The sequence below is a fragment of the Pseudomonas sp. 1L-E-NC-VB-C3 genome, assembly GCF_057291535.1.
In genome coordinates this window covers 43,757-70,742 of record NZ_JBXAWD010000013.1, presented here as the reverse complement: position 1 = coordinate 70,742, position 26,986 = coordinate 43,757, and the positions used below count along the sequence as shown (strand labels likewise).

22 protein-coding genes are annotated in these 26,986 nt (G+C 59.8%); 8 read left to right on the top strand and 14 right to left on the bottom strand.

The features are described 5' to 3' along the window. Positions 1 to 79: 79 nt before the first annotated feature. From AC0Z5Z_RS20905 to AC0Z5Z_RS20890, 4 genes are read right to left on the bottom strand one after another with little or no spacing between them, the layout of a single operon-like run. The gene (locus AC0Z5Z_RS20905; protein WP_485611583.1) at positions 80 to 1,237 is read right to left on the bottom strand and encodes an osmoprotectant ABC transporter ATP-binding protein OsmV; all 1,158 of its coding nucleotides are present in this window, start codon (positions 1,235 to 1,237) and stop codon (positions 80 to 82) included. Then, entirely contained in the window at positions 1,234 to 1,887 is a 654-nt protein-coding gene (locus AC0Z5Z_RS20900; protein WP_024011588.1) for an ABC transporter permease, read from the bottom strand. Before AC0Z5Z_RS20900 ends, AC0Z5Z_RS20905 begins: the two co-directional genes overlap by 4 nt. Positions 1,888 to 1,900: 13 nt before the next feature. Further along, entirely contained in the window at positions 1,901 to 2,794 is an 894-nt protein-coding gene (locus tag AC0Z5Z_RS20895; RefSeq protein ID WP_150636083.1) for a glycine betaine ABC transporter substrate-binding protein, read from the bottom strand. 20 nt (positions 2,795 to 2,814) lie between these two features. After that, a complete protein-coding gene (locus tag AC0Z5Z_RS20890) occupies positions 2,815 to 3,504 on the bottom strand; it encodes an ABC transporter permease (protein WP_172667905.1) in 690 nt (229 codons plus the stop codon). Positions 3,505 to 3,954: 450 nt separating this feature from the next. On the opposite strand from AC0Z5Z_RS20890, the gene AC0Z5Z_RS20885 reads away from it, so the two are divergent. The 3 genes from AC0Z5Z_RS20885 (at position 3,955) to AC0Z5Z_RS20875 (ending at position 7,965) form a co-directional block, all read left to right on the top strand. Then, on the top strand, positions 3,955 to 5,538 hold the full coding sequence (locus AC0Z5Z_RS20885) for a peptide chain release factor 3 (protein WP_039759481.1): 1,584 nt from the start codon (positions 3,955 to 3,957) through the stop codon (positions 5,536 to 5,538). A gap of 822 nt (positions 5,539 to 6,360) precedes the next feature. Continuing rightward, on the top strand, positions 6,361 to 7,542 hold the full coding sequence (locus tag AC0Z5Z_RS20880) for an MFS transporter (RefSeq protein WP_485611582.1): 1,182 nt from the start codon (positions 6,361 to 6,363) through the stop codon (positions 7,540 to 7,542). 159 nt (positions 7,543 to 7,701) lie between these two features. Further along, positions 7,702 to 7,965 (top strand): hypothetical protein, encoded by a 264-nt coding sequence (locus AC0Z5Z_RS20875; RefSeq protein ID WP_056782908.1) that lies wholly within the window; start codon positions 7,702 to 7,704, stop codon positions 7,963 to 7,965. Between the two features lie 207 nt (positions 7,966 to 8,172). Here AC0Z5Z_RS20875 and AC0Z5Z_RS20870 read toward each other — a convergent pair whose 3' ends face one another. The 8 genes from AC0Z5Z_RS20870 to AC0Z5Z_RS20835 form a co-directional block, all read right to left on the bottom strand. Then, on the bottom strand, positions 8,173 to 9,153 hold the full coding sequence (locus AC0Z5Z_RS20870) for a peptide ABC transporter ATP-binding protein (protein ID WP_095180366.1): 981 nt from the start codon (positions 9,151 to 9,153) through the stop codon (positions 8,173 to 8,175). Continuing rightward, positions 9,153 to 10,121, bottom strand: coding sequence for an ABC transporter ATP-binding protein (locus AC0Z5Z_RS20865; protein ID WP_016771722.1), 969 nt, complete (start codon positions 10,119 to 10,121; stop codon positions 9,153 to 9,155). Before AC0Z5Z_RS20865 ends, AC0Z5Z_RS20870 begins: the two co-directional genes overlap by 1 nt. Positions 10,122 to 10,131: 10 nt before the next feature. Continuing rightward, positions 10,132 to 11,058: an ABC transporter permease subunit gene (locus AC0Z5Z_RS20860; protein WP_016771721.1), complete on the bottom strand. Its 927-nt coding sequence runs from the start codon at positions 11,056 to 11,058 to the stop codon at positions 10,132 to 10,134. Between the two features lie 11 nt (positions 11,059 to 11,069). Continuing rightward, positions 11,070 to 12,080: an ABC transporter permease subunit gene (locus tag AC0Z5Z_RS20855; RefSeq protein WP_016771720.1), complete on the bottom strand. Its 1,011-nt coding sequence runs from the start codon at positions 12,078 to 12,080 to the stop codon at positions 11,070 to 11,072. Positions 12,081 to 12,153: 73 nt separating this feature from the next. Beyond that, complete coding sequence (locus tag AC0Z5Z_RS20850; protein WP_024011590.1) at positions 12,154 to 13,749, bottom strand: ABC transporter substrate-binding protein; 1,596 nt, start codon at positions 13,747 to 13,749, stop codon at positions 12,154 to 12,156. Positions 13,750 to 13,826: 77 nt separating this feature from the next. Further along, a complete protein-coding gene (locus tag AC0Z5Z_RS20845; RefSeq protein ID WP_056782911.1) occupies positions 13,827 to 15,263 on the bottom strand; it encodes an OprD family porin in 1,437 nt (478 codons plus the stop codon). Positions 15,264 to 15,439: 176 nt separating this feature from the next. Next, positions 15,440 to 17,038, bottom strand: coding sequence for an ABC transporter substrate-binding protein (locus AC0Z5Z_RS20840; RefSeq protein WP_122707559.1), 1,599 nt, complete (start codon positions 17,036 to 17,038; stop codon positions 15,440 to 15,442). A gap of 300 nt (positions 17,039 to 17,338) precedes the next feature. Continuing rightward, on the bottom strand, positions 17,339 to 18,964 hold the full coding sequence (locus AC0Z5Z_RS20835; RefSeq protein ID WP_016771716.1) for an ABC transporter substrate-binding protein: 1,626 nt from the start codon (positions 18,962 to 18,964) through the stop codon (positions 17,339 to 17,341). Between the two features lie 1,282 nt (positions 18,965 to 20,246). Between AC0Z5Z_RS20835 and AC0Z5Z_RS20830 the strand changes: the two genes are divergently transcribed. Continuing rightward, a complete protein-coding gene (locus AC0Z5Z_RS20830; protein WP_016771715.1) occupies positions 20,247 to 20,609 on the top strand; it encodes a DUF6124 family protein in 363 nt (120 codons plus the stop codon). A 169-nt stretch (positions 20,610 to 20,778) separates the two neighbouring features. On the opposite strand, the gene AC0Z5Z_RS20825 is transcribed toward AC0Z5Z_RS20830, so the two are convergent. Beyond that, positions 20,779 to 21,495, bottom strand: coding sequence for an SIMPL domain-containing protein (locus AC0Z5Z_RS20825; protein WP_122707553.1), 717 nt, complete (start codon positions 21,493 to 21,495; stop codon positions 20,779 to 20,781). 409 nt (positions 21,496 to 21,904) lie between these two features. Here AC0Z5Z_RS20825 and AC0Z5Z_RS20820 point away from each other — a divergent pair, with 409 nt between their 5' ends. From AC0Z5Z_RS20820 to AC0Z5Z_RS20805, 4 genes are all read left to right on the top strand, one after another. Next, positions 21,905 to 23,167, top strand: a complete 1,263-nt coding sequence (locus tag AC0Z5Z_RS20820) for an ATP-binding protein (RefSeq protein ID WP_016771713.1) — start codon at positions 21,905 to 21,907, stop codon at positions 23,165 to 23,167. Then, positions 23,160 to 23,720 carry a response regulator transcription factor gene (locus AC0Z5Z_RS20815; protein ID WP_003221630.1) on the top strand — a complete coding sequence of 187 codons (561 nt, stop codon included), beginning with the start codon at positions 23,160 to 23,162 and terminating at the stop codon, positions 23,718 to 23,720. The genes AC0Z5Z_RS20820 and AC0Z5Z_RS20815 overlap by 8 nt, the downstream gene beginning before the upstream one ends. Before the next feature lie 96 nt (positions 23,721 to 23,816). Then, positions 23,817 to 25,544, top strand: coding sequence for an ABC transporter ATP-binding protein/permease (locus AC0Z5Z_RS20810; protein WP_485611581.1), 1,728 nt, complete (start codon positions 23,817 to 23,819; stop codon positions 25,542 to 25,544). A gap of 186 nt (positions 25,545 to 25,730) precedes the next feature. Further along, the gene (locus AC0Z5Z_RS20805) at positions 25,731 to 26,480 is read left to right on the top strand and encodes a FadR/GntR family transcriptional regulator (protein WP_177327011.1); all 750 of its coding nucleotides are present in this window, start codon (positions 25,731 to 25,733) and stop codon (positions 26,478 to 26,480) included. 3 nt (positions 26,481 to 26,483) lie between these two features. On the opposite strand, the gene AC0Z5Z_RS20800 is transcribed toward AC0Z5Z_RS20805, so the two are convergent. Then, on the bottom strand, positions 26,484 to 26,864 hold the full coding sequence (locus tag AC0Z5Z_RS20800; RefSeq protein ID WP_056782919.1) for a hypothetical protein: 381 nt from the start codon (positions 26,862 to 26,864) through the stop codon (positions 26,484 to 26,486). Positions 26,865 to 26,986: the final 122 nt, after the last annotated feature.

The following is a 26,986-nucleotide window of genomic DNA, read 5'->3' as shown; positions in this document are numbered from 1 at the left end:
GCCATCAGCGTCGACTGATATTGCGCTTTCGCGAGCAGGCTCGCTCCCACAGGGATCGGGTTTCAACCACGCAGACGGATTATGCGACCACGGTCTCAGCCGGCGAGACGATACTGGTCTTCATCCCCCGCGAACGCCCCGAACTCAGATAAGCCGCAATCGACTCCTGCGTCACTTCACCGAGGAATACCCGCTCGGCATCCATCACCGGCAGCCAGGCGCGGTTGAACTCGTACATGCGCGACAACAGGATGCGCAGGTGCTCGTCGTACGCTGCGGTGGCGTTGAACTCGCGCAGGAATTGCGCGCAGGTGCCGGTCTGGCGATGCAGGTCGCGACGGCGCACGTACCCCAGCGCCTTGTTCTCGGCGCAGGTGACCACCACGTAGCGACGGTCGTGCTCGTCCATCAATTCCAGCGCATCGGCCACTGGCGTTTCCGGGCTGACCGACGGCGCGTTGTCCGCCGCGTCTTCGGCTTTCACCAACAGCAGGCGTTTGAGCGTGCTGTCCTGACCGACGAAATTGCTGACGAAATCATCCGCCGGATGCGCGAGCAGGGTGTCCGGGTGGTCGATCTGCAGCAGTTTGCCGGCGCGGAAAATGGCGATCTTGTCGCCCAGTTTGATCGCTTCGTCGATGTCGTGGCTGACCATGATTACGGTCTTGTTCAGCGCGCGTTGCATCTCGAAGAATTCGTTCTGGATCATCTCGCGGTTGATCGGGTCGACCGCGCCGAACGGCTCGTCCATCAACAGCAGTGGGGCATCAGCGGCCAAGGCGCGGATCACGCCGATACGCTGTTGCTGACCACCGGACAATTCACGCGGGTAGCGATGCAGATACTGCTTGGGCTCAAGCTTGATCATGCTCATCAGTTCGCGGGCGCGGTCGTGGCATTTCTGTTTGTCCCAGCCGAGCAGTTTCGGCACCACGACGATGTTCTCTTCAATGGTCATGTTCGGGAACAGACCGATCTGCTGGATCACATAGCCGATGTTGCGGCGCAGGGTCACCTCGTCGAGATCGGTGGTGTCTTCACCGTTGATGAGGATCTTGCCCGAGGTCGGTTTGATCAGGCGGTTGATCATTTTCAGCGTGGTGCTTTTGCCGCAACCCGATGGCCCGAGGAACACGCAGATCTCGCCTTCATTGACGGTCAGGCGTACCGAGTCCACGGCTTTGACATCTTTGCCGTTGCTTTGGAAAGTTTTGCTGAGGTTTTGAAGTTCGATCATTTCAGGAGTCCTTTTGGAGTCAGCGAGCGTTGCAGCCACTGCAAAACGAGATCGGCGAAAATCGCCAGAAGACTGACCAGCAGCGCGCCGACGATAAGCATCGACATGTCACTGCGGCTGATGGAGGCGAGGATCAACACACCGAGGCCGCCGGCGCCGATGGTCGCGGCGATGGTCATCACGCCGATGTTCATCACCACGGCGGTGCGCACGCCAGCGAGGATCACTGGCACCGCAATCGGCAGTTCGACCATGCGCAGGCGCTGGCCGAAGGTCATGCCGATGCCGCGCGCGGCTTCGCGGATGCCCGGTTCAACGCCGGTCAGGGCGAGGTAGGTGTTGCGCATGATCGGCAGCAGCGAATAAAGGAACACGGCGGTGATCGCCGGCAGCGGCCCCAGGCCCTGGCCGAACTTGGAATAGAACGGCAGCAGCAGACCGAACAGGGCGATCGACGGCACGGTCAGCAGCACCGTGGCACTGGCTTGCAGCGGGCCGGCGAGGGTGGGAAAGCGTGTCATCAGGATGCCCAGCGGCACGCCGATGACGATCGCCAGGGTCACGGCGATGCCGACCAGAGTGATGTGCTGCCAGGTCAGGTGCATCACCTGCTGCCAGTCGAGATGGGAAAAGGCGTTCAGAAATTCCATGACTTCTCCTCTCTTAATTCAGTGGATGCTGGCGCAGGAAATCGGCGGCAACGGACGATGGGCTTTCATGATCGACATCGACCCGCGCGTTGAGTTGGCGCATGGTTTCGTCGTCGAACAGTTCGGCCAGCGGCTTGAGTTGTTCGGCCAGTTTCGGGTTGGCGTCCAGCGTGGCCTGACGCACCACGGGAGCGGCGGTGTAGTCGGGGAAGTAATGCTTGTCGTCCTCCAGCAATTTCAGGCCGAAGGCGTTGAGGCGGCCATCGGTGGTGTAGACCAGACCGGCAAACACCTGACCGTTACGCAGCGCGGTGTAGACCAGGCCGGCGTCCATCTGCCGGATGTTCTTGCGGGTCAGGTTCATGTCGTAGAGCTTGACCATGCCGTCGAGACCGTCGGAGCGGTTGGCGAACTCGGTGTCCAGCGCCACCAAGTGGTTGGTCTTGGCCTCGGCGCGCAGCACTTCGTTGAGCTGGCTGATGTTGCCGATCTGCGGATATTGCTCGGCGATTTTTTTCGGCAGAGCGAGGGCGTAGGTGTTGCTGAATTTCGACGGCGTCAGCCAGATCAGGCCTTTCTTCGCGTCGAGCTCTCTGACCCGGGCGTAGGACTGCGCGCTGTCGAGTTTTTCAGTGACGTGGTTATAGGCCACCAGCGACACGCCGGTGTATTCCCAGAGCAGGTCCAATTGGCCACTTTCGTGGGCGCTGCGCGCGAGGTTGCTGCCCAGACCGCCGGTGATTTGCGCGTCGTAGCCTTTGCTGCGCAGGTATTGCGCGGTGATTTCGGCGAGCAGGGTCTGCTCGGTGAAGACCCGGGCGCCGAGGCGGATGACCGGTTTTTCAGCGGCTTGCGCGACTCCTGCGAACAGCAGGACGCAGCCTAAGATCAAGCTAAGTCGTTTCATAAATATTCCTTCGCAAAGCCTTAAGACGGGCGCAAACCGCGTTCGAGCCATAGGCGGCTGGCGAGGGTGACCACGCCATCGAGCAACAGCGCCAACAGCGCGGTGCACGCGGCGCCGAGCAGCAGTTGCGGCTGATTGTTCAGGGCGATGCCGGGGAAGATCAGGCTGCCGAGGCTGTTGGCGCCGATCAGGAACGCCAGCGGCGCGGTGCCGACGTTGATCGCCAGTGCGACACGCACGCCACCGACGATGATCGGCACGGCGTTGGGCAATTCGACTTTCCACAGCACTTGGCGCGGCGTCATGCCGATGCCGACAGCGGCTTCTTTCAGCGAGCCCTGAACATTTTTCAGGCCTTCATAGGTGTTGCGCACAATCGGCAACAGCGAGGCGAGGAACAGCGCGAAGATTGCCGGACCACTGCCGATGCCGAGGATGCCCAGCGCAATCGCGAGCACGGCCAGCGGTGGCACGGTATTGCCGATATTGAAGATTTGCATGAAGCGTTCGGCGCGGCCGACCATGGTCGGGCGGCTGAGGAAGATACCGGCGGGAATGCCCACGACAAGGGCGGCCAGCATGGAAGCGAGGACGAGAATCAGATGAGCTTGCAGGTAAAACAACAAATCGTCGCGGTAGTGTTCGATCGTGTTGATGCCGATCCAGTGGACCAGCAGGGCCAGGAGCGCGATCACCACCGCACCTCCCATCAGCCCTTTGCCATAGCGGATAGCCACAGGCGGACTCCTTTTTTTGTAGTCGGCGAGCGCAGTCCCGTGTGGCATGCCAAGCCTTGGCTGCCGGGAGCGTCGTTCGCGAAAAGTAGCCGTTTTTCAGAGCCGGCAAAGCGGTCTGAAAGCGAGCCATGAGCGCAGCCTCGTCAGGCTAACTTGCTGATTTTTCAGCCCCTGACGAAAGTTCGTAACAGGGGATGGACGTCTCCGTGCTTTAAAAGGTTCCCACGTTAGACACTATTTGGCCACCCTGTTGGAGCTGCCGAAGGCTGCGATCTTTTGACTTTGCTGCTGAAAACAAGATCAAAAGATCGCAGCCTTCGGCAGCTCCTACGGGGTTTTGCGCGGCCGAGGGACGGTGGTTCGGCGATCACTTTTTAAGCTATACTCGCCGCCCTTTTTTGAATCACCGCCAGGCGATTTCCCATGACCCAACAGGCCGCCGAAGTCGCGAAACGCCGCACTTTCGCCATTATTTCCCACCCCGATGCCGGTAAAACCACAATCACCGAAAAGCTCCTGTTGATGGGCAAGGCGATTGCAGTGGCCGGTACGGTGAAATCCCGCAAATCCGATCGCCATGCGACATCCGACTGGATGGAGATGGAGAAGCAGCGGGGTATTTCCATTACCACGTCGGTCATGCAGTTCCCCTATCGCGAACACATGATCAACCTGCTCGACACCCCGGGCCACGAAGACTTCTCCGAAGACACCTACCGCACCCTGACAGCGGTGGACTCGGCCTTGATGGTGCTCGACGGCGGTAAGGGTGTAGAGCCACGGACCATTGCGCTGATGGACGTCTGCCGTCTGCGTGACACGCCGATCGTCAGCTTCATCAACAAACTCGACCGTGACATCCGCGACCCGATCGAACTGCTCGACGAGATCGAAGCCGTTCTGAAGATCAAGGCTGCGCCCATCACCTGGCCGATCGGTTGCTACCGCGATTTCAAGGGCGTGTATCACCTGGCCGACGACTACATCATTGTCTACACCGCCGGTCACGGTCACGAACGCACCGAAACCAAGATCATCGAAAAACTCGACTCCGACGAGGCGCGCGCGCACCTGGGCGATGAGTACGATCGTTTCATCGAGCAGCTGGAACTGGTGCAGGGCGCCTGTCACGAATTCAACCAGCAGGAATTCCTCGACGGCCAACTGACCCCGGTGTTCTTCGGTACCGCATTGGGCAACTTCGGTGTCGACCACGTGCTCGATGCTGTCGTCGATTGGGCGCCGCGTCCGCTGGCCCGTGTGGCCAATGAGCGTACCGTCGAGCCGGTGGAAGAGAAGTTCTCGGGCTTCATCTTCAAGATCCAGGCGAACATGGACCCGAAACACCGCGACCGCATCGCCTTCATGCGTATCTGCTCCGGCAAGTACGAGAAAGGCATGAAGATGCGCCACGTGCGCACCGGCAAGGACGTGCGCATCGGCGACGCCCTGACGTTCTTCTCCTCCGAGCGTGAACAGCTCGAAGAAGCCTACGCTGGCGACATCATCGGTCTGCACAACCACGGTACGATCCAGATCGGCGACACCTTCAGCGAAGGCGAAGTCCTTGGTTTCACCGGTATTCCGCACTTCGCCCCGGAACTGTTCCGTCGCGTGCGTCTGCGTGATCCGCTGAAGTCCAAGCAGTTGCGTCAGGGCCTGCAGCAGTTGGCGGAAGAGGGCGCGACGCAGGTGTTCTTCCCGGAGCGCAGCAACGACATCATTCTTGGCGCCGTCGGTGTGCTGCAGTTCGATGTGGTCGCCAGCCGCTTGAAAGAGGAATACAAGGTCGAGTGTTCGTATGAGCCGATCACTGTGTATTCGGCGCGCTGGATCGAGTGCGACGACAAGAAGAAGCTTGAGGAGTTTTCCAACAAGGCGGTGGAGAATCTCGCGCTCGATGGCGGTGGTCACCTGACTTACCTGGCGCCGACGCGGGTGAATCTGGCGTTGATGGAAGAGCGCTGGCCGGATGTGAAATTCCGCGCGACGCGGGAGCATCATTAAGGTTTGAGGTGTTTTTCTGAAAGCCCCTGAGGTGTAGGCCTTGGGGGCTTTTTTATGGGCTGCCGCTTTTGGTCTTGGCGGCCGTTGGGCCGACCAGGCTGTTGGGGTTTTGGGTGAATATCCGTTGCTGCGGGGGCTGCGGCTGGCGGTTTCGCCCTTACGGCGACTTACTTTTTTACAAGCGCCTAAAAAAGTAAGCAAAAAACGCTTGCTCCTGCGTTCGGCCCTCGCAGGCTCGGGTTCCTTCGCTCCGGGATCGATCCGGGCGCAGCGGCTCCGGTTTGCTTCGCTGCACCTCCTTCCGCTGTGTTCGACTTCGTCGAACGGTCGCTGCGCTCCCACGCCCGGATCAATCCCTCCACTCAGCCTTCCGACGTCGCCCGTGGATCAAAAGCAAGATCAAAGGCACTCGAGCTTGCGCTCATTGTTTTGAGTGGTGAGAAGCGTGTGGTCTGCTTTGGATCTGTGTTGGATTCGCCCCTCATCGGAACGCCGCCCGCCCAGCCCTCTCCCGAGGGAGAGGGGGCCGATTGATGATCTGTTCAAATCCCGAGTTCGGCTCGGTATTTCAGGTCGGCGTACCTTGCCCAAGCGACCCGGTCAGTCCCCTCTCCCTCCGGGAGAGGGTTAGGGTGAGGGGCTTTTGATCTTTAACGCCGCGTGAAAAATCAAGTTGAATCCGGGCGCGGCGATTTTTCCGTAAGGCGTTTTCCCTCTACGTCGTAGCCATGCTCTGCTTTTACTTCCGCTGACCTCACCCCCACGACATTCCAATCCAAGCCGTCTACTGTTCATCAAACCCTCGCGCCCATCGGACGTTACATGCTCAAAGGACTGACCCAACTCCTGCGCCCCAACGGCTATTTCACCCCCATGGCCTGGGTCCTCGCGGCTCTATTGTTCATCAACCGCCTCAGCGCCATGGTCAAGCTCTTCATGGCGTTGTACTTGCGTCAGGAACTGGGGCTGGCGATTGAAACCGTCGGCTGGTTGCTGTCGGCCTATGGCGGGGGGTTGTTGGTCGGTTCGATGCTCGGTGGCTGGCTCAGTGATCACGTGCGCACGGCGCGGCTGACGGCGGCGTTGTTTTTCGTTTCGGTGTGGGTGTTGATGCTGTTGGGGCTGGTGACGCAGGTGCCTTGGCTCGCCGGTTTGCTATTGCTTAGCGGTGTCATCGATGGGGCGATTCGGACGTTGCATCAGCGGCTGATCATGGAGTATTGCGAAGTCGCGCAACGCTCGCGTGCGCAGGCCCTGAGTCGGGTCGCGCGTAATCTGGGCATGGCCGCTGCCGGGGTGGCGGGTGGGGTGTTGGCGCAAGCGGATTTTCGTTGGGTGTTTTTTGCCAGTGCAGCGATGACGATGCTGGCGTTGCTGTGGTTCCTGCGCACAACGTGGCGGCGGCCGGTGCTGGTGGTTGGAGACGAATCCGCCGATGGCTCGAGCGTGCCGCTTCGCGACAAGCCGTTCCTCTGGTTGCTGGCGGCGACGGCCGTGCTCGGCATCGCGTTCGACACGGTCTACAGCACGCTGGGCAATTATCTGCGTGATTACTACCACCTGAGCACAGAGGCGATCGGCTGGCAGTTCGGGCTCAATGCGCTGTTGGTGATCGCTTTACAAATCCCGCTATCGCACGCGGTCGAGCGTTGGGGCTCGCGTTGGCAGATGCTCGTTGGCAGTGTCCTGTTGGCCTGTGGGCTGGGCATGTTGCCGTTCGGTTCCGGCTTGGCTTTTGTCTGTCTGTCGACGCTGATCTGGACGCTGGGCGAGGCGCTGTTCATGCCTCCACTGAATGTGCTGGCGATGCACTTTGCGCAGAGCGGCAAGAGCGGTCAGTACTTCGGGCTGTTCTTCATGAGCTGGAGTGCCAGCGCGCTGTTGTCGCCGGTGCTCAGCGGTCAGCTGTATGGCCAGTTTGGCGGGCACAGTGTCTGGTTGATGAGCGCGCTGCTGGTGCTGATTTCCATTCCACTGACCTGGCAGGCCACGCGCGGCGCTTAGCTGATTCGGTTATCGGGGTTATTCGAAAGCAATCTGGCGGTCGATGGCATTTCTGCCTGCGCGGTCGCGTCCTAAGTGGTGAGCCGGTCGGATCGCAACTAGATTTCACACGGAGCCAGTCCGGCAAGCATGTCTTAGCGCAACAGGATGGAGTCGGCCATGAAAAGCAGATTGCTACGGGTTTTGATGTTGTTGAAAGTGATGGTGATGCTGTCCCTCGGCACTGCAACGGCCTGGGCCGAATGCGAGGATCACGAATCTCAGGCGTTCAATGGGCAGGTCGGGCATAGCGGGCTGATGCTGGCCAAATCCGAGTCGGAGCCGGGAGATATGAATCAGGGTGGCAGCGCCGAAGATGATGACTCGACGACCGACGAGCCGGACACCGATGATCCGGGTGACGAAGGCGATAGCCAGACATAGATCGCCGGCCAAAGAAAAACCCCTTCTGCCTCGACTGATGCGCAATGGAGGTGGAAGGGGTTTTGTTATCGCGTGAACTCTTGAATCAACACGAATTCCCTGTGGGAGCGAGCCTGCTCGCGAAAGCGGTTAATCAGTCACCGATGATGTTGACCGAAATGACGCCTTCGCGAGCAGGCTCGCTCCCACATGAGATATTTCGTGGGCCTACGCCGCGCCGTCGAGAAACTGCTCGGCGTAGTGGCAGGCCACCTGCCGATTATCCAGCTCACGCAACAGCGGTTCTTCCGTGGTGCAACGCTCGGTCGCGTACGGGCAGCGCTTGTGGAAAGCGCAGCCCGGTGGCGGGTTCAAAGGGTTGGGCAGTTCGCCGACGATCTTGATTTTCGGCTTGTTCGGGTCCGGGTGGATGGTCGGGGTCGCCGACAGCAGCGCCTGGGTGTACGGGTGCAGCGGGCGTTCGTAGATGTCGTTCTTCGGACCCAATTCCACCGGGCGGCCGAGGTACATCACCATCACGTCATCGGCCACGTGCTGCACCACCGCGAGGTTGTGCGAGATGAACACGTAGGCGGTGTTGAACTCCTGCTGCAAATCCATGAACAGGTTCAGCACTTGGGCCTGAATCGATACGTCCAGTGCCGAAGTCGGTTCGTCCGCGACCAGCACTTTCGGTTGCAGCATCATTGCCCGCGCCAGAGCGATACGCTGGCGCTGACCGCCGGAGAACATGTGCGGATAGCGCTGGTAATGCTCGGGCCGCAAGCCGACCTGCTTCATCATCGCCTGGACTTTCTCGCGACGTTCGCTGGCCGACAGCTTGGTGTTGATCAGCAACGGCTCGGCCAATTGATCACCGATTTTCTGCCGTGGGTTCAACGACGCATACGGGCTCTGAAACACCATCTGCACGTCTTTGCGCAGTTGCTTGCGCTCGGCCTTGTCGGCGCCGGCGACTTCCTGGCCGGCGATCTGCAGCGAACCCGACGACGGCTCTTCGATCAGCGTCAGGGCGCGGGCGAGGGTGGATTTGCCGCAGCCCGACTCACCCACTACGGCGAGGGTCTTGCCGGCTTCCAGTTCGAACGACACGCCGTTGAGCGCGCGCACGGTGGCGTGGCCCTTGAACAGGCCACGGGAGACTTCGTAGTGACGGGTCAGGTCGCGGGCGGTAAGTACGACGGCCATTACGCCACCTCCTGGTTCAGCGGGTAGAAGCAGCGGGCGAGGCTGTTGGCTTTCGGATCAAGGCCCGGACGCTGGGTGCGGCAGTTGTCCTGCACATACGGGCAGCGCGGCGACAGCAGGCAACCCTGCGGTCGGTCGTAACGGCCCGGAACGATGCCCGGCAGGGTCGACAGGCGTGAGGCGCCGAGGCTGTGCTCGGGAATCGCCTTGAGCAGCGCTTCGCTGTACGGGTGCGCCGGGATGTCGAACAGTTGCGGCACCTGACCGACTTCCACGGCTTGACCGGCGTACATCACGCAGACGCGCTGGGCAGTTTCCGCCACGACCGCGAGGTCGTGAGTGATCAGCACCAGGCCCATGTTCTGTTCTTTCTGCAACGCCAGCAGCAGATCCATGATCTGCGCCTGAATCGTTACGTCCAGCGCGGTGGTCGGTTCGTCGGCGATCAACAGTTTCGGCTCGCCGGCAATCGCCATGGCGATCGCGACACGCTGGCTCATACCGCCAGACAGTTGATGCGGGTAGGCGTCCATACGGCTGGCGGCGCCCGGGATCTCGACCTTTTCCAGCAGTTCGATGGCACGCTTGCGCGCTTGCTTGCCGGACATTTTCAGGTGCAGGCGCAGCACTTCTTCGATCTGGAAACCGACGGTGTAGCTCGGGTTCAGTGCGGTCATCGGGTCCTGGAAGACCATCGACAGGTCTTTGCCGACGATCTGCCGACGCTGACGATTGCTCAGCTTGAGCATGTCCTTGCCGTCGAAGCTGAGCGAGTCGGCGGTGACGATGCCGGGGTGCTCGATCAGGCCCATCAGCGCCATCATGGTCACGGATTTACCCGAACCCGACTCGCCAACGATGGCCAGCACTTCGCCTTTGTCGACTTTCAGGTCGAGGCCGTCGACCACCGGGGTCGCGGTCTTGTCGCCGAAGCGGACGTTGAGATTCTTGATTTCTAGCAGTGACATTTGAATCTCCTCAGGCGGCGTTCTTGAGTTTCGGGTCCAGCGCATCGCGCAGGCCGTCGCCCATCAAGTTGATTGCCAGCACGCTGAGCAAAATGGTCAGACCAGGCAGGCTCACCACCCACCAGGCGCGTTCGATGTAGTCGCGGGCCGAGGCCAGCATGGTGCCCCACTCAGGGGTTGGCGGTTGTACGCCGAGGCCGAGGAAGCCCAGTGCGGCGGCATCGAGAATCGCCGAGGAGAAGCTCAGGGTTGCCTGCACGATCAGCGGCGCCATGCAGTTGGGCAGCACGGTGATGAACATCAGACGCGGCAGACCGGCACCGGCCAGACGCGCGGCGGTGACGTAGTCGCGGTTCAGTTCGCCCATGACGGCGGCACGGGTCAGACGCACGTAGGACGGCAGGGAAACCACGGCAATCGCGATCACGGTGTTGATCAGACCAGGGCCGAGGATGGCGACGATTGCCACGGCCAGCAGCAGCGACGGCAGGGCCAGCATGATGTCCATCAGACGCATGATGGTCGGGCCGACCACTTTCGGGAAGAAACCGGCAAACAGACCCAGCAGGATCCCCGGAATCAGCGACATCACCACCGACGACAAGCCGATCAGCAGCGACAGGCGCGAGCCCTGGATCAGACGCGACAGCAGGTCACGGCCGAGTTCGTCGGTGCCGAGCAGGAACTGCATCTGCCCGCCTTCGAGCCACGCCGGCGGCGTCAGCAGGAAGTCACGGTATTGCTCGCTCGGGTTATGCGGCGCGACCCACGGCGCGAAGATCGCGCAGAAGATGATCAGCAGCATGAACAGCAGGCCGGCAACGGCGCCCTTGTTCTTCGAGAACGCTTGCCAGAATTCTTTGTACGGCGACGGGTACAGCAGGCTTTGATCCACGGCGGACGTGGCGGTGGCTACTGAGGATGTTGGAGTGCTCATGGGTATTGACCTCAGCGCTGATGACGGATGCGTGGGTTGGCAAAGCCGTAGAGGATGTCCACCACGAAGTTGACCAGAATCACCAGGCAGGCGATTAACAGGATGCCGTTTTGCACCACCGGGTAGTCTCGGGCGCCGATGGCTTCGATCAGCCATTTACCGATGCCGGGCCAGGAGAAGATGGTTTCGGTCAGGACCGCACCGGCCAGCAGCGTGCCGACCTGCAGGCCGACCACGGTCAGCACCGGAATCAGCGCATTGCGCAGACCGTGCACGAACACCACGCGCGACGGCGACAGGCCTTTGGCCTTGGCGGTGCGGATGTAGTCTTCGCGCAGCACTTCGAGCATCGACGAACGGGTCATCCGCGCGATTACCGCCAGCGGAATGGTACCGAGCACGATGGCCGGCAGGATCAGGTGGTGCAGGGCGTCGAAGAACGCGCCGACGTCATCGGCCAGCAGCGTGTCGATCAGCATGAAGCCGGTTTTCGGCTCGATGTCATACAGCAGGTCGATGCGCCCGGACACCGGGGTCCAGCCCAGGCTCACCGAGAAGAACATGATCAGGATCAGGCCCCACCAGAAGATCGGCATCGAATAGCCCGCGAGGGAGATGCCCATCACCCCGTGGTCGAACAGCGATCCTCGTTTGAGTGCCGCGATCACCCCGGCCAGAAGCCCGAGGATGCCAGCGAACAGCAGGGCGGCCATGGACAGTTCCAGGGTCGCCGGGAAAAGAGAGGTGAACTCGGTCCACACGCTTTCACGGGTACGCAACGACTCACCGAGATCGCCCTGAGCCAGTTTGCCGATGTAGTCCAGATACTGGGCATACAGCGGCTTGTTCAGCCCCAGGCGTTCCATTGCCTGAGCGTGCATTTCGGGGTCGACCCGACGTTCGCCCATCATCACTTCCACGGGGTCGCCCGGAATCATGCGAATCAACGCGAAAGTCAGCAAGGTGATGCCGAAAAACGTGGGGATCAACAACCCCAGTCGGCGGGCAATAAAACTAAACATCTTGTGTGGTACCTCATCAGCCGGTTAGGCGTGTCCGGTGTCCCTCAGGTAAGGGACGCCGGGCGTTTCTTATCTACTTCACCTGGGTGGTGGCGAAGTTATTAGTGGTGAGAGGGCTGATGTGGTAGCCCTCTACATTGTTGCGCATTGCAGTGAACATCCGAGTATGGGCCATGCTGATCCATGGCTGGTCCTGATTAAACAGCACTTGAGCCTGTTCGTAGAGCGCGGCGCGTTCGGCCGGATCTACTTTAGCCCGCGCTTCATCCAGCAGTGCCTGGAATTTCTCGTTGCACCAGCGTGCGTAGTTTTCGCCGTTCTTGGCGGCCTCGCAACTGAGCATAGGCGTCAGGAAGTTATCCGGGTCGCCGTTGTCGCCCGCCCATCCGGCCGAGACCATGTCGTGCTCGCCGGCCTTGGCGCGCTTGAGCATTTCGCCCCATTCCATCACGCGGATGTCGATCTTGATCCCGACTTTCGCCAGGTCAGCCTGCATCATCTGCGCACCGAGCATCGGGTTGGGGTTGGTCGGACCGCCGCCGTTGCGGGTGAACAGGGTGAAGGTGGTGCCTTCCGGAACCCCGGCTTCCTTGAGCAGGGCGCGTGCCTTGTCGAGGTCGCGTGGCGGGTTTTTCAGATCATGGTTGTAGCCGAGCAGGGTCGGCGGGTACGGGTTGACCGCCACCGACGCGTTGCCCTTGCCGAACAGCGCGTTGACGTAGGCTTCCTTGTCGAACGCGATGTCGATGGCTTTGCGCACGCGTACGTCGCTCATGTACTTGTGCTGGGTGTTCATGGCGATGTACGAAACGGTCATCGCGTCCAGCTCGTCGACTTTCAGCTTGCTGTCTTTCTTGATGCTCGGGATGTCATCCGGTTTCGGATACAGCGCGACCTGGCACTCGTTGGCCTTGAGCTTTTGCAGGCGCACGTTGTTGTCGGTGGCGATCGCCAGGATCAACGCGTCGGCCGGTGGCTTGCCACGGAAATAATCCGGGTTGGCCTTGAAGCGCACCTGCGCATCCTTGGCGTAGCGCTGGAAGATAAACGGGCCGGTGCCGATCGGCTTGTTGTTAAGATCGCCGGTCTTGTTGGCCTTGAGCAACTGGTCGGCGTACTCGGCCGGGTAGATCGACGAGAAGGCCATGGCGATGTCGGCCAGGAACGGCGCTTCGCGACGGGTCAGGGTGAACTTGACCGTGTTGTCGTCGACTTTTTCTACGCTTTTGAGCAGTTCCTTGAAGCCCATGCTTTCAAAGTACGGGAAGCCTACGCTCGACAGTTTGTGCCACGGGTGATTCGGGTCCAGCTGACGCTGGAAGCTCCAGACCACGTCGTCGGCATTCATGTCGCGGGTCGGCTTGAAATATTCGGTGGTGTGAAACTTGACGCCTTTGCGCAGGTGGAAGGTGTAGGTCAGGCCATCTTCGCTGATGTCCCAGGACTCGGCGAGCGCCGGGATCACTTCGGTGGTGCCGGGCTTGAAATCGGCCAGGCGATTGAAGATGGTTTCGGCCACAGCGTCCGCCGTGACTGCAGTTGTGTACTGGACCATATCGAAGCCTTCCGGGCTGGCTTCGGTGCAGACCACCAAGGGTTTGGCCGAGGCGCCGACAGCGACACTCAGCAACGCAGCCGCGATGGCCGCACGTAGGGGAAGCATTTTCATCGATAACCCTCTGCAATCGGTTGAAGACAGAAAACCGAACGGCCGACTCATCATGAGTCAGCCGTCGGTTGGCGTTTTTACAGAATGTTGAACGGGATGGTGGTTACGAGACGGAACTCGTTGATGCTGCCGTCCGATTGGAACTCGCTCGCACGGTGGGCTGTGTAGGTGCCGCGAATCGTGGTGGCTTTCAGAGGACCGCTTTGTACCGCATAGGTCGCACCGATGCCGTATTCATAGTGGTGCTCGCCATCCTGTTCCTGGATGCCGTCGTAGCCTTTGCCTTCAACGCCTTTGTTGCCGTTGTAGTGCGTGCCATCGATTCCCCAGCCGCGAGCTTGATAGATGTTGAATTTCAGGCCCGGCACACCGTACTCGGCCATATTGATGGCGTATGAAACCTGGAAGGATTTCTCGTTCGGGCCGTTGAAGTCCGACAGCAGGGAGTTGGCTAGGTAGATACCGTTAGTCTCGTGCAGGTAATCGAAGTACTCGTTACCGTTTACTTGCTGGTAGGAGAAGGTCAGGTTATGCGCTTGGTGGGTCAGTCCGAACGACAGCGAGTAGGTGTCGTTGTCGATGTCGCCCAGCAGCTTCTTACCTTCGTCGACGGTTTTGTAGTAGTTGAAACCGGTAGTCAGGGCGAGGACGCTGCTGTCACCCAGTTCATGGGTGGCGCCGAAGTAGTACTGGTTCCACAGATCTTCAACTTGCGTGCCCCATAGACTGGTTTTCAGACTTTCGAGCGGCTGATAGCTGATACCGGCGGTGTTGACCTTGTCGGATTCGACACGGCCGTTGGCATACTCGGCGCGGAATTTCTGCAGGCTTTGTTCCGATCGTGGCGAGACGCGATCAAAAGTGGCCAGGTCGAAGGACAGATTGTTCAACTCTTCACTGTGCAGGGAGACACCCTCGAAGCTCGAAGGCAGTGCACGGTTGCCGATCACGTCGACCTGCGGGCTGCTGAAGCTCATACGACCGGCAGTCAGAGTGGTGTTGGAAACGCGCGCCTTGATGTTGGCAAGGCCTACCTTGCTCCACTGATCTACGGCTTCACCGTTATTCTTGTGCGTCAGGGTGCGGTTGTTACCCGATCCCACGCCCGTCTTTGGGGCGCCGCCATTTCCGGAAGCCAGATTTTCACGATCACGTTCAAGCGCAATTGCGTTATATGCCGCAACTTCGGTGCTGATACCTACAGTGCCCTCGGTGAAACCCGAGTTGTACTTGACGATGGTCCCTTGCACCCAGTTGATCCGACGGTCAGTTTCGGCCGGAGAACCATTTTTTTTATAGGAGAATTTGCCGCCGCGCTTCAGTTGCTCGTTGGCGTACCAGTTACGTGTCGTACCGGTGATCGACTGTCCTTCGACGAACCCAGTGGCCTCAGCCTGGGCGCTCTTGGTGTTGACGGTCACCGGGGTGAACGCCTGGCTCTGGGTTTCCGCATAAGCCGTGGCGGTGATGCTGCTGATGGCCAGGGCCAGTATCGCGGTGCTGCTCAGTTTCATGGGTGAAGCTCCTTTACTTTCTTTTTATCCCGGCTTTTTTTGGTATGCCGGTTATTGGTTTAGAACTCGTTCACACATCGCAAACGTTTGCAAAAAGCCGGATTGGCGAATTTAGGCAAAGCGCTTGCGTGAGGGGAGTAGACGGCTCCCCTCAGCATTGCGGCTAATCGGTTGGTTTAATCGATACTGACACCCGAGAACACGTTGCGGCCGAACGGGCTGACTTTGAATCCTTCGACCCGGGTGCTTAACGGCTGGTTGACCGTCGAGTGGGCGACAGGCGTGATCGGCACTTGCTGTTTAAGCAATTGCTGGGCCTGTTTATAAAGCACGGTGCGCTGGTCGCGGTCGGTGACGACCTTGGCCTGTTTGATCAGCTTGTCGTAAGCCGGATCGCACCACATGGAGTAGTTGTTGCCGCCGATGGCGTCACAGCTGTACAGCGTGCCCAGCCAGTTGTCCGGATCCCCGTTGTCACCGGTCCAGCCAATCAGGCTGACGTCGTGCTCGCCGTTCTTGGTGCGCTTGATGTACTCGCCCCATTCGTAGCTGACGATCTTCACTTTCAGACCGATCTTGGCCCAGTCGGACTGGAGCATTTCGGCCATCAGTTTGGCGTTCGGGTTGTACGGACGCTGCACCGGCATTGCCCACAGGGTGATCTCGGTGCCTTCTTTCACGCCGGCAGCCTTGAGCAGTTCCTTGGCTTTTTCCGGGTTGTAGGCGGCGTCCTTGATGGTGTCGTCGTAGGACCACTGGGTCGGTGGCATGGCGTTGACGGCCAGTTGGCCGGCGCCTTGATAAACAGCGTTGAGAATTCCCTGTTTATTCACCGCCATGTCCAGCGCCTGACGCACTTCCAGTTGATCGAACGGCTTGTGGCGGACGTTGTAGGCGATGTAGCCGAGGTTGAAGCCCGGCTTGGAAATCAGTTGCAATTTCGGGTCGGCCTTCAGCGCTTCAACATCGGCGGGGCGCGGGTGCAGGGTGATCTGGCACTCGTTGGCCTTGAGCTTCTGCACACGTACCGAGGCGTCGGTGTTGATCGCGAAAATCAGGTTCTTCAGCTTGACCCGGCTCGGATCCCAGTACTGCGGGTTACCGGTGTAACGGATGTTCGAGTCTTTCTGGTAGCTCTTGAACACGAACGGCCCGGTGCCGATCGGCTTCTGGTTGATGTCGCTCGGCTTGCCGTCGGCCAGCAGTTTGTCGGCGTATTCGGCAGACAGAATGGCGGCGAAGCTCATGGCGATGTTCTGGATGAACGCGGCGTCAACACTGTTGAGCGTGAACTCCACGGTCAGCGGCCCGGTCTTCTCGACCTTGGCGATGTTCTTGTTCAGGCTCATCCCGTTGAAGTACGGAAACTCGGTGGGATAGGCCTTGCGGAACGGCTGTTGCGCATCGAGCATGCGATTGAACGTGAACAGCACGTCGTCGGCGTTGAAATCGCGGCTCGGCTTGAAGTAAGGGGTTGTGTGAAATTTCACGCCTTCACGCAGGTGAAAGGTGTATTTCAGGCCATCTTCGGAAATGTCCCACTTGGTTGCCAGACCGGGTACGACATTGGTCGCGCCTTTTTCGAACTCCACCAGGCGGTTGTACAGCGGCTCGGCGGCGTCGTTGTCGGTGGCCGTCGTGTATTGCGCGGTATCGAAACCCGCCGGGCTGCCTTCCGAGCAAAACACCAGGCTGTCGCTGGCGGCGTAGCTTGCAGACGTGGCGGCCAACAGGCCGGCGCCCAACAGTGCGGAAAAAATCAAGGTATGGCGCATGACGCTCCCTCTTTTTAGTGTTGTGCAATGCGTCAGGGTCCCTATCCCGGGACTTTCTGGTCGCATTGAGCTCAATCCAATACGTACGGCAAAACCGGTGGCCCACGCAGACACTGGTCAGTACGCGACGGTAGGCACCGTGCCTCTGGCAGTAAATACGTAATTGCCTTAATGCTCGTAGGAAAAGTCGACGCGCCTATACCGAAGCAATCATCTGCGGCGGATTTGGGTGTAGGCCTTTTCCTTTTTTCCCGGTAGATAAAGCAACGGCGACGTCAGAAACGCCGCCGTTGCAATGTCTTACTTGCTGACGCTGACGCCGTAGAAGGAATTCAGGCCAAATGGGCTGATCTTGAAATCCTGCACGTTGGCGCGCATGGGTTGATACACCGTCGAGTGAGCGATAGGTGTCATTGGAACTGCATCTTTGAGGACGTGTTGCGCCTGTTTGTACAGCTCGGTGCGCTTGCCCTGGTCGGTAGTGCGTTTGGCTTCTTTCACCAGGCCGTCGAACTTCTTGTCGCACCACTTGGAGAAGTTGTTGCCGCTCAGCGAGTCGCAGCCGAACAGAACGTTGAGCCAGTTGTCCGGATCACCATTGTCACCGCTCCAGCCAATGATCATGGCCTGGTTCTCGCCACCTTTGGAACGCTTGATGTACTCGCCCCACTCGTAGCTGGTGATCTTCACTTTCAAGCCGATCTTGGCCCAGTCGGACTGGAGCATTTCAGCCATCAGTTTGGCGTTCGGGTTGTACGGACGCTGCACCGGCATCGCCCACAGGACGATCTCGGTACCTTCCTTGACGCCGGCTTCCTTGAGCAGCTGTTTGGCTTTCTCAGGGTCGTACTTGGCATCCTTGATCGTGGTGTCGTAGGACCACTGGGTCGGTGGCATGGCGTTGACCGCCAGTTGGCCGGCGCCCTGGTAAACCGAATCGATGATCTGCGGCTTGTTCACGGCCATGTCCAGCGCCTGGCGCACACGCAGGTCAGCCAGTGGGTTGGCCTCGTTGCTGCCCTTGACCTTGTCCATCACGTTGTAAGCGATGTAGCCCAGGTTGAAGCCAGCCTGATCCGGCATCTTCAGGGACTTGTCTTCTTTCAGCGCTTTCAGATCGGCCGGACGCGGGAACAGGGTGACCTGGCACTCGTTCTTTTTCAGCTTCTGGATACGCACCGACGGGTCGGTGGTGATGGCGAAGATCAGGTTGTCGATCTTCACGTCTTCAGGTTTCCAGTAATCCTTGTTGCCGGTGTAACGGATGTTCGAGTCTTTCTGGTAGCTCTTGAACACGAACGGGCCGGTGCCGATCGGCTTCTGGTTGATGTCGGCGGCTTTGCCATCCTTGAGCAGTTGGGCCGCGTATTCGGCGGACTGCACGGACGCGAAGCTCATGGCCATGTTCTGGATGAACGCGGCGTCGACTTCTTTCAGGGTGAACTTGACGGTGTGGTCGTCGACTTTATCGATCTTGGTGATGTTGGTATCCATCCCCATGTCGGTGAAGTACGGGAATTCGGTCGGGTACGCCTTACGGAACGGGTCATCCTTGTTAATCATGCGATTGAAGGTGAACAGCACGTCGTCGGCGTTGAACTCACGAGTCGGCTTGAAATACGGGGTGGTGTGGAACTTGACGCCTTCACGCAGGTGGAAGGTGTAGGTCAGGCCATCGTCGGAAATGTCCCACTTGGTCGCCAGGCCAGGAATCACGGCGGTGCCGCCGCGCTCGAACTGGGTCAGGCGGTTGAACATGGTTTCGGCTGAGGCGTCGAAGTCGGTTCCGGTGGTGTACTGGCCTGGATCAAAACCGGCCGGGCTCCCTTCGGAGCAGAACACCAGGTTAGTCGCAGCGGTGGCGAAAGGTGCGGAGGCTAACAAGCCTGCGCCGACTAGAAACGGAATGACCGCGTGTTTAAGCATGTTGGCCTCATGATTTGTTGTCATTTTTTAGTTGTGAGGTACGACCTCGTGAGTCGTGCCTGCGGATACTTATGCAGGCCCCATACCCAATGCAAGATCCAGAGCGGTCGGCGGCGTTAAACGGTGGCACGAACGTACCTTAATGTCGCATCCGTATAACTTTTGACGCATTTGACCGTTTGCGGGTGGTTTTTGCGGTGCATTCGGGGCACTGAAATGGTGCGCTGGAGGTGTCGGGTGCGCTTGGGTGGGGCTTGGTGTTACTTATTTATACCCTTGGGGATGGGCGGGGTTGAGGGGTTTTCGCGGTGGGCTTTGGTGGGGTGGATTGGGGCAGGGATTGGGGAGTTTTACTTGGTGCAACTGGGTGTTTCGATTGGTGGCACCTTGGCGGCCTTTGGGCCGACCAGGGTGTTGGTTGGTTTGGGTGAATATCCGTTTTTTGCGGTGTGGCGGCTGGCGGTTTCGCCCTTACGGCGACTTACTTTTTTACAAGCGCCTAAAAAAGTAAGCAAAAAACGCTAGCTCCTACGTTCGGCCCACTCGCTGGGGCTCGGGGTCCCTTCGCTCCGGGACTGATCCGGGCGCAGCGGCTCCGGTTTGCTTCGCTGCACCTCCTTCCGCTGTGTTCGACTTCGTCGAACGGTCGCTGCGCTCCCACACCCGGATCAATCCCTCCACTCAGCCTTCCGACGTCGCCGGTGGATCAAGATCAAGAGCAGGCGAGCTGACACTCGGCCTATTGAGTGGTGAAAAGCGGGTGTTCGGCGTTATTTTTGTTGTGGATTTGCCCCTCACCCCAGCCCTCTCCCCGAGGAGAGGGGGCTGATTTGTGTGCTTTTCAAATCCTGAGTTCAACTCGGAGTTTCACGTTGGCGTATCTCCCCCAAACACCTCGGTCAGTCCCCTCTCCCTCTGGGAGAGGGTTAGGGTGAGGGTTTGCTTTTTGGCTGTTTAAATCCGCTGCGAAACAGCCAGAACCTTCCCACAAGGTTTTCAGGTTGTCCGTCGGACGTGCGCTCTCTAGGCTTGGGTCGTCGCTGGTTGTTCAGCGATCGGGTGTGAGAACCCGGAAAATTAGTGATTCAGTGCGCATGTCCGCATAATTGCCGCCAGCTCTTCAGTTGTCTGCAATAGCGATATGGCGACTGTGTGCGGGCAGACTTCGGTCTGGCCGGTTTTCCTATTTTTCCGGTTTCTCACCCCGCACATAGTTGCCACCCACTTCGCCGCGTGAGAAACGGCAGGTGATGGCGTTCATTTAGCAAAGTAGGGCTATTTAATGACCAAACCAGTCCCCGACCCACCCGAAGAAACCTCAACCCCCCTCGAAGCCGCGCTGCGTGCCGACGATCTCGCGAAGAACCGCGAAGCCATCAAGCGTGCCCTCGATTTCTATCTCTGCCCGCCCCCCGGCAAACCCCATCCACCCAGCACGATGTTTCTGGTCCAGCCCGACATCGACACCGAAAGCCTGCTGGCTCACGCCTGTGAGTCCCTTGCTTCAGCCAACACGCTGGCCAGCGATTTCGCCGATCAACTGGGGCGACCGCAGCGCAATACGGCGCTGGCGATTCAGCAGATCATCATGCTGGCGGAGCTGGCGGTGAATCGGGCGCTGGATCGGGTTGATCCGCACGCTTGAGATCGCGTCATCGTTCTTCGCGAGCAGGCTCGCTCCCACATGGAAATGCGTTCAACCTGTGGGAGCGAGCCTGCTCGCGATAGCGGTGGATCCTTCACTACAAAACCCGGACACAAAAAAACCGGCAACCATTTGCTGATTGCCGGTCCTTCATTCAGCCAAGCTCAAATCACTGCATCAACACTTCAATCGAGCCATCGGCGGTCATGCTGACCTGGCTGGTGCCGGCTTCGACTTCCGGCGTGACTGGCGCGGAATCCATGGCCGCGGCTTTCATCATCATCGGCGCGCGCAGGTACGGTTGTGGGTAACCGTTGCTGTTGAGGTTCAGGTTGACGATTTTGTAGCCCTTGCCGCCCAGGGCGTCGGTGGCCAGTTGGGCGCGGGTCTTGAAGGCGGTGACGGCTTCTTTGAGCAACTGGTCTTCGCTGGCCTTGCGGGTCGGGTCGGCGATGGCGAAGTCCATGCCGCCCATTTTCAGGTCGGTCAGCAGCTCGCCGGTGAGTTTGGACAGGGCGGCGAAGTCGGTGCTTTCCAGGCGCAGTTCGGCGCGTTCGCGCCAGCCGGTGATTTTCTGGCCTTTGGTGTCGTAGATCGGGTAGCTGTTGCGGCTGCCCGTACGCAGGGTGATGTCTTTGACTTGCTTGGCCTGGGCGGTGGCCTTGTTCATGGTGGTGCTGATGGCGGCGGCGAGTTTGGCCGGGTCGGTGTTCTGCTCTTCGGTGTAGAGCGTCACGATCATCTGGTCGCGGGCCACTTCCTGGCTGACTTCGGCGCGCAGGGAAATCTGGTTGTAGTGCAGCTCATCGGCGGCCAGAACCGGGAGGCTGGCGACGCTGCCGACGGTCAGGGCGAGGAGGGCGGCGCTGCGGCGAAATGTGTGCATGAAGGCTCCTTGAATGAGGCGCAGGTGATGGGTCGCGGCCTGCGTGAACCATCAGACTCTAACTTCTATGATCCGGTTCGCCCAGTTACAACTTCTATACAGATACCTGCGCGCAGTGGGGAGTGCTTCTGTGGCGAGGGGATTTATCCCCGATCGGCTGCGCAGCAGGCGCAAATCCGGCTGATACGGTATGTCTGGTTAAATGAGGTCGCATGATTTGGGGCGGCTCCGCCACCCAGCGGGGATAAATCCCCTCGCCACAATGATCTCCAATAGCCCTCGGAATTTTCTTCAACTCAGATGAATTCTTCATCGTCGCCATGTGGTCGTTTGCCGCACTTTCGCCTCTGAACCCCGCGCGTTGGTTATACTCCGTGCGATCCGCCTGGAGCGCTCATCAGGAGAGCTCATGCTCGCCCCCGTACAACTGACTTCCGCCACTCGCCAGAACCTCTGGCGGCTGACTTTCATCCGCACACTTGTGCTCGCCGCGCAGGCCGGGTCCGTGGGTCTGGCCTACTGGCTGCAATTGCTGCCGTTGCCGTGGGTGCAATTGGCGATGACCCTGGGCTGTTCGATTCTGCTCTGCGTGTTCACTGCCGTGCGCCTGCGCACATCGTGGCCGGTGACCGAGCTCGAATACGCGCTGCAACTGGCCTGCGATCTGGTGATTCACAGTGCGCTGCTGTATTTCTCCGGCGGTTCGACCAACCCCTTCGTTTCCTATTATCTGGTGCCGTTGACCATCGCGGCGGTGACGTTGCCGTGGCGTTATTCGGTGATTCTGTCGGGCATCGCGCTGGCGCTGTACACGCTGATGCTGACGCGTTTCTATCCGCTGGAAACCTTGCCGGTCGCCCGTGAGAATCTGCAGATCTACGGCATGTGGCTGAGCTTTGCCCTGGCTGCTGCGGTGATCACCTTCTTCGCCGCACGTATGGCTGAAGAGCTGCGTCGGCAGGAAGAGTTGCGCGCGATTCGCCGCGAAGAAGGTCTGCGCGATCAGCAGTTGCTCGCCGTTGCGACCCAGGCCGCCGGTGCGGCGCATGAGCTGGGTACGCCGCTGGCGACCATGAGCGTGTTGCTCAAGGAAATGCAGCAGGACCACCCCGATGCACTGCTGCAGGACGATCTGAAAGTGCTGCAGGATCAGGTCAAGCTGTGCAAGGAAACCTTGCAGCAACTGGTCCGTGCCGCCGAGGCCAATCGGCGTCTGGCGGTGGAGATGCAGGACGTTACCGACTGGCTCGACGAAGCGCTGAACCGCTGGCACCTGATGCGCCCGGAAGCCAGTTATCGCTTCCAGCGTCTCGGTCAGGGGGCGGTGCCGCGCATGGCGCCGCCGCCGGATCTGACCCAGGCATTGCTGAATCTGCTCAACAATGCAGCCGACGCCTGCCCGGAAAATCTCCAGGTGACCCTCGACTGGGACGCAGAGACTTTGACGATCAGCATTCGCGACCACGGCGCCGGTGTGCCGCTGGCCATCGCCGAGCAGATCGGCAAGCCGTTTTTTACCACCAAGGGCAAAGGTTTCGGCCTGGGCCTGTTTTTGAGCAAGGCCAGCGTGACACGCGCCGGCGGCTCAGTGAAACTCTATAGTCATGAGGAAGGCGGCACGCTCACCGAGCTGCGCCTGCCCCACGGCGCCCGAGGAGACCAACATGAGTGACGAAATCCAAGTCGAAGGCGAAGAACTGCCGCATCTGCTGCTGGTCGACGACGACGCGACCTTCACCCGCGTCATGGCCCGCGCCATGGCCCGTCGTGGCTTTCGCGTCAGCACTGCCGGTTCCGCTGAAGAAGGCCTGACCATCGCCCAGGCCGATCTGCCTGATTACGCTGCGCTGGACCTGAAAATGGACGGCGACTCCGGTCTGGTCCTGCTGCCCAAGCTGCTGGAACTCGATCCGGAAATGCGCGTGGTGATTCTCACCGGTTATTCGAGCATTGCCACCGCAGTGGAGGCGATCAAGCGTGGCGCCTGCAACTACCTGTGCAAGCCCGCCGATGCCGACGACGTGCTGGCCGCGCTGCTGTCTGAGCACGCCGATCTCGACAGTCTGGTGCCGGAAAACCCGATGTCGGTCGATCGTCTGCAATGGGAGCACATCCAGCGCGTGCTCACCGAGCACGAAGGCAATATTTCCGCCACGGCCCGCGCGCTGGGCATGCACCGCCGCACCTTGCAGCGCAAACTGCAGAAGCGCCCGGTGCGTCGCTGAACCTGCGCTGAACGACTATCGCCAGCCCTCGCGATGAATCGCGCCGATCATCTATGATCGGCGCGTGTCCGTTCTTTTTACTATCGAGCCTTATCCATGAATCAGAACGCTGAATATTCCGCGGTCAACGATGCTGTGCGCGGGCAGTTTTTTCGCAAAGTCTGGGCGATGACCACGCCTTACTGGCGCAGCGAAGAGAAGGGCAAGGCCTGGACGTTGCTGATTGCCGTAATTGCGCTGACGCTGTTCAGCGTGGCGATTTCGGTGTGGATCAACAGTTGGTACAAGGATTTCTACAACGCTTTGCAGAGAAAGGATGAAGCCGCGTTCTGGCAGTTGATTCTGTATTTCTGCGGCATCGCGACCGTGGCGATTCTCGGCGCGGTGTATCGGTTGTATCTGACGCAGATGCTGACGATCCGCTGGCGGGCGTGGCTGACCGAAAAGCACTTCAAGCGCTGGCTGGACCACAAGAATTACTACCAGCTGGAGCAGGGCGGTTATACCGATAACCCCGACCAGCGGATTTCCGAAGACCTCAACACTTACACCGCCAACACCCTGAGCCTGGGCCTCGGGCTGCTGCGCACGATTGTCAGTCTGGTGTCGTTCTCGATCATTTTGTGGGGCGTGTCGGGCAGTATCGAAGTGTTCGGCATCGAGATTCCCGGCTACATGTTCTGGTGCGCACTGTTGTACGCGGCGGTCGGCAGTTGGCTGACGCATTTGATCGGTCGCCGTCTGATCGGTCTGAACAACAAGCAACAACGCTTCGAAGCAGACCTGCGTTTTTCCATGGTGCGCGTGCGTGAGAATGCGGAAAGCATCGCCTTGTACAACGGCGAACCGAATGAAAACCGCCGCTTGAGCAATCGCTTCGGACTGGTCTGGCACAATTTCTGGGACATCATGCGCGTGTCCAAGCGCCTGACGTTCTTCACCTCCGGCTACGGGCAGATCGCAATCATTTTCCCGTTTGTCGTCGCCGCACCGCGCTATCTGTCCGGCAAGATCGAACTGGGCGAGCTGATGCAAATCAACTCGGCGTTCGGCAACGTGCAGGAGAATTTCAGCTGGTTCATCACCGCCTACTCGGATCTCGCCGCGTGGCGCGCCACCTGTGATCGTTTGCTGAGTTTCCGTCAGGCCATGAGCGACAACGAACAACGCACCCCGGCCATCGACGTGCGGAACCAGGGCAGTGAGTTGCAGGTGCACAACCTCGGCCTCGATCTGGCCGATGGTCGTCACCTGCTGACCGACGCCGACATGACCGTTGAACCGGGTGAGCGCGTGATGCTCAGCGGGCGGTCCGGCAGCGGCAAGTCAACACTGCTGCGAGCGATGGGGCATTTGTGGCCGGCGGGGCACGGCAATATTCGTTTGCCGGCGGCGCGCTATCTGTTCCTGCCGCAGAAGCCTTATCTGCCGATCGGCACATTGCGTGAAGCGTTGAGTTATCCACAACCGGGCGATACCTACGCGCCAGAACGTTATGCACAGGTGCTGGAAACCTGCCGTCTGCCACACCTGGTCGGGCGGCTGGATGAAGCCAATCACTGGCAACGCATGCTCTCGCCGGGTGAGCAGCAACGCCTGGCCTTCGCCCGCGCGCTTCTCTACGCACCGCAATGGCTGTACATGGACGAGGCTACATCGGCGATGGATGAAGAGGACGAGGCGACCTTGTATCAGGCGTTGATCGATGAGATTCCGGGGCTGAGCATTGTCAGCGTCGGTCACCGAAGCAGTTTGAAACGATTCCATCCACGGCACGTCCGGATCGACAGCGGTCGTCTGGTCGAACAGGCCATAACTGTCTGAACACCCACCTGTGGGAGCGAGCCTGCTCGCGAAGGGGTCATATCGGTCGACGAATCTGTCGTCTGAACCACCGCTTTCGCGAGCAGGCTCGCTCCCACAGTGGGGCAATGTGATCTGCCCGGTGATCGTACAACCCGCTTGAGCTATGATGGCGCCAAGCCGAACTTTCGAGACAAGATGCAGACCATGGAAAAGCTGATCGACACCCCGCGCCTCCCCCGCAAGCGCCGCAGCCTCGCCCAGGAATTGGTGACGGTGTTGAGCGAGCAGATCCGCGACGGCCTGCTCAAGCGTGGCGACAAGTTGCCCACCGAGTCGGCGATCATGGAAGCCCATGGCGTCAGCCGCACCGTGGTCCGCGAGGCAATTTCCCGTCTGCAGGCCGCCGGCCAGGTAGAAACCCGCCACGGCATCGGCACCTTTGTTCTCGATACGCCGAGCCCGAGCGGTTTCCGTATCGATCCGGCCACCGTTGTCACCCTGCGTGACGTGCTGGCGATCCTCGAATTGCGCATCAGCCTCGAAGTCGAATCCGCTGGCCTTGCCGCGCAACGCCGCAGCCCCGAGCAACTGGCAACCATGCGCGCCGCCCTCGACGCCTTGAACGAAAGCGCGTCCCATGCCAGCGATGCGGTGTCGTCGGACTTCGCTTTCCACCTGGAAATCGCCCTGTCCACCGGCAACCGCTACTTCACCGACATCATGACGCACCTGGGCACCAGCATCATTCCACGTACCCGGCTGAACTCGGCGCGGCTGGCCCACGATGATCAACAGCACTACATGAGCCGCCTGAGCCGCGAGCACGAGGAAATCTACGACGCGATTGCCCGTCAGGACTCCGATGCCGCGCGTGCGGCGATGCGTCTGCACCTGACCAATAGCCGTGAAAGACTGCGCCAGGCCCATGAAGAGGCGCAGGCGCAGCGAAGCTGAGTCTTACGCCTCTATGCGCATTCGCAGCGGCAGCGAATACGGCTCCATGCTCGACTCGTCACGAAATTTGTAGCGCAGCTCCACCTCACGGTTCAGGTAAGGTTGCAATGCCTCTTTCGGCAGCTGCACCTCGATGTCGAGCAGCTTTTCCATTTCATCCTCGGCGTCGTCCCAGGCGCCAGTGTCCACCTCATCACCTTCCCATTCAGGTTCCTCGGCATCGCTGCCGAGGACCGCGTAGACGCTCCAGTTTGCTGCGAAATCGCTGGAATCCGGGACCTGCACGGTGAGGATGTCCGGCAATTGCGAGAGCTGAAGCGTCACGCAATCGTCTTGCGCTGGGGCGACGTGGGTGAGGGTGGGGGCGGCAAAATGCATCGACATAGCGGCTTCCTTTGAGTGGTCCGCCACGATCCTTCGTGGCAGTCGACGTACTTTACGAGCCGCAGGTCGCTACAGAATTAAACGAATCCAGACCGGATATTTCAGCCTTCGAAAGCGTCAAG

Coding starts and splice junctions, on each gene's coding strand:
- AC0Z5Z_RS20905 (WP_485611583.1), bottom strand. CDS start 1,237: ATGATCGAACTTCAAAACCTCAGCAAAACTTTCCAAAGCAACGGCAAA.
- AC0Z5Z_RS20900 (WP_024011588.1), bottom strand. CDS start 1,887: ATGGAATTTCTGAACGCCTTTTCCCATCTCGACTGGCAGCAGGTGATG.
- AC0Z5Z_RS20895 (WP_150636083.1), bottom strand. CDS start 2,794: ATGAAACGACTTAGCTTGATCTTAGGCTGCGTCCTGCTGTTCGCAGGA.
- AC0Z5Z_RS20890 (WP_172667905.1), bottom strand. CDS start 3,504: ATGGGAGGTGCGGTGGTGATCGCGCTCCTGGCCCTGCTGGTCCACTGG.
- AC0Z5Z_RS20885 (WP_039759481.1), top strand. CDS start 3,955: ATGACCCAACAGGCCGCCGAAGTCGCGAAACGCCGCACTTTCGCCATT.
- AC0Z5Z_RS20880 (WP_485611582.1), top strand. CDS start 6,361: ATGCTCAAAGGACTGACCCAACTCCTGCGCCCCAACGGCTATTTCACC.
- AC0Z5Z_RS20875 (WP_056782908.1), top strand. CDS start 7,702: ATGAAAAGCAGATTGCTACGGGTTTTGATGTTGTTGAAAGTGATGGTG.
- AC0Z5Z_RS20870 (WP_095180366.1), bottom strand. CDS start 9,153: ATGGCCGTCGTACTTACCGCCCGCGACCTGACCCGTCACTACGAAGTC.
- AC0Z5Z_RS20865 (WP_016771722.1), bottom strand. CDS start 10,121: ATGTCACTGCTAGAAATCAAGAATCTCAACGTCCGCTTCGGCGACAAG.
- AC0Z5Z_RS20860 (WP_016771721.1), bottom strand. CDS start 11,058: ATGAGCACTCCAACATCCTCAGTAGCCACCGCCACGTCCGCCGTGGAT.
- AC0Z5Z_RS20855 (WP_016771720.1), bottom strand. CDS start 12,080: ATGTTTAGTTTTATTGCCCGCCGACTGGGGTTGTTGATCCCCACGTTT.
- AC0Z5Z_RS20850 (WP_024011590.1), bottom strand. CDS start 13,749: ATGAAAATGCTTCCCCTACGTGCGGCCATCGCGGCTGCGTTGCTGAGT.
- AC0Z5Z_RS20845 (WP_056782911.1), bottom strand. CDS start 15,263: ATGAAACTGAGCAGCACCGCGATACTGGCCCTGGCCATCAGCAGCATC.
- AC0Z5Z_RS20840 (WP_122707559.1), bottom strand. CDS start 17,038: ATGCGCCATACCTTGATTTTTTCCGCACTGTTGGGCGCCGGCCTGTTG.
- AC0Z5Z_RS20835 (WP_016771716.1), bottom strand. CDS start 18,964: ATGCTTAAACACGCGGTCATTCCGTTTCTAGTCGGCGCAGGCTTGTTA.
- AC0Z5Z_RS20830 (WP_016771715.1), top strand. CDS start 20,247: ATGACCAAACCAGTCCCCGACCCACCCGAAGAAACCTCAACCCCCCTC.
- AC0Z5Z_RS20825 (WP_122707553.1), bottom strand. CDS start 21,495: ATGCACACATTTCGCCGCAGCGCCGCCCTCCTCGCCCTGACCGTCGGC.
- AC0Z5Z_RS20820 (WP_016771713.1), top strand. CDS start 21,905: ATGCTCGCCCCCGTACAACTGACTTCCGCCACTCGCCAGAACCTCTGG.
- AC0Z5Z_RS20815 (WP_003221630.1), top strand. CDS start 23,160: ATGAGTGACGAAATCCAAGTCGAAGGCGAAGAACTGCCGCATCTGCTG.
- AC0Z5Z_RS20810 (WP_485611581.1), top strand. CDS start 23,817: ATGAATCAGAACGCTGAATATTCCGCGGTCAACGATGCTGTGCGCGGG.
- AC0Z5Z_RS20805 (WP_177327011.1), top strand. CDS start 25,731: ATGGAAAAGCTGATCGACACCCCGCGCCTCCCCCGCAAGCGCCGCAGC.
- AC0Z5Z_RS20800 (WP_056782919.1), bottom strand. CDS start 26,864: ATGTCGATGCATTTTGCCGCCCCCACCCTCACCCACGTCGCCCCAGCG.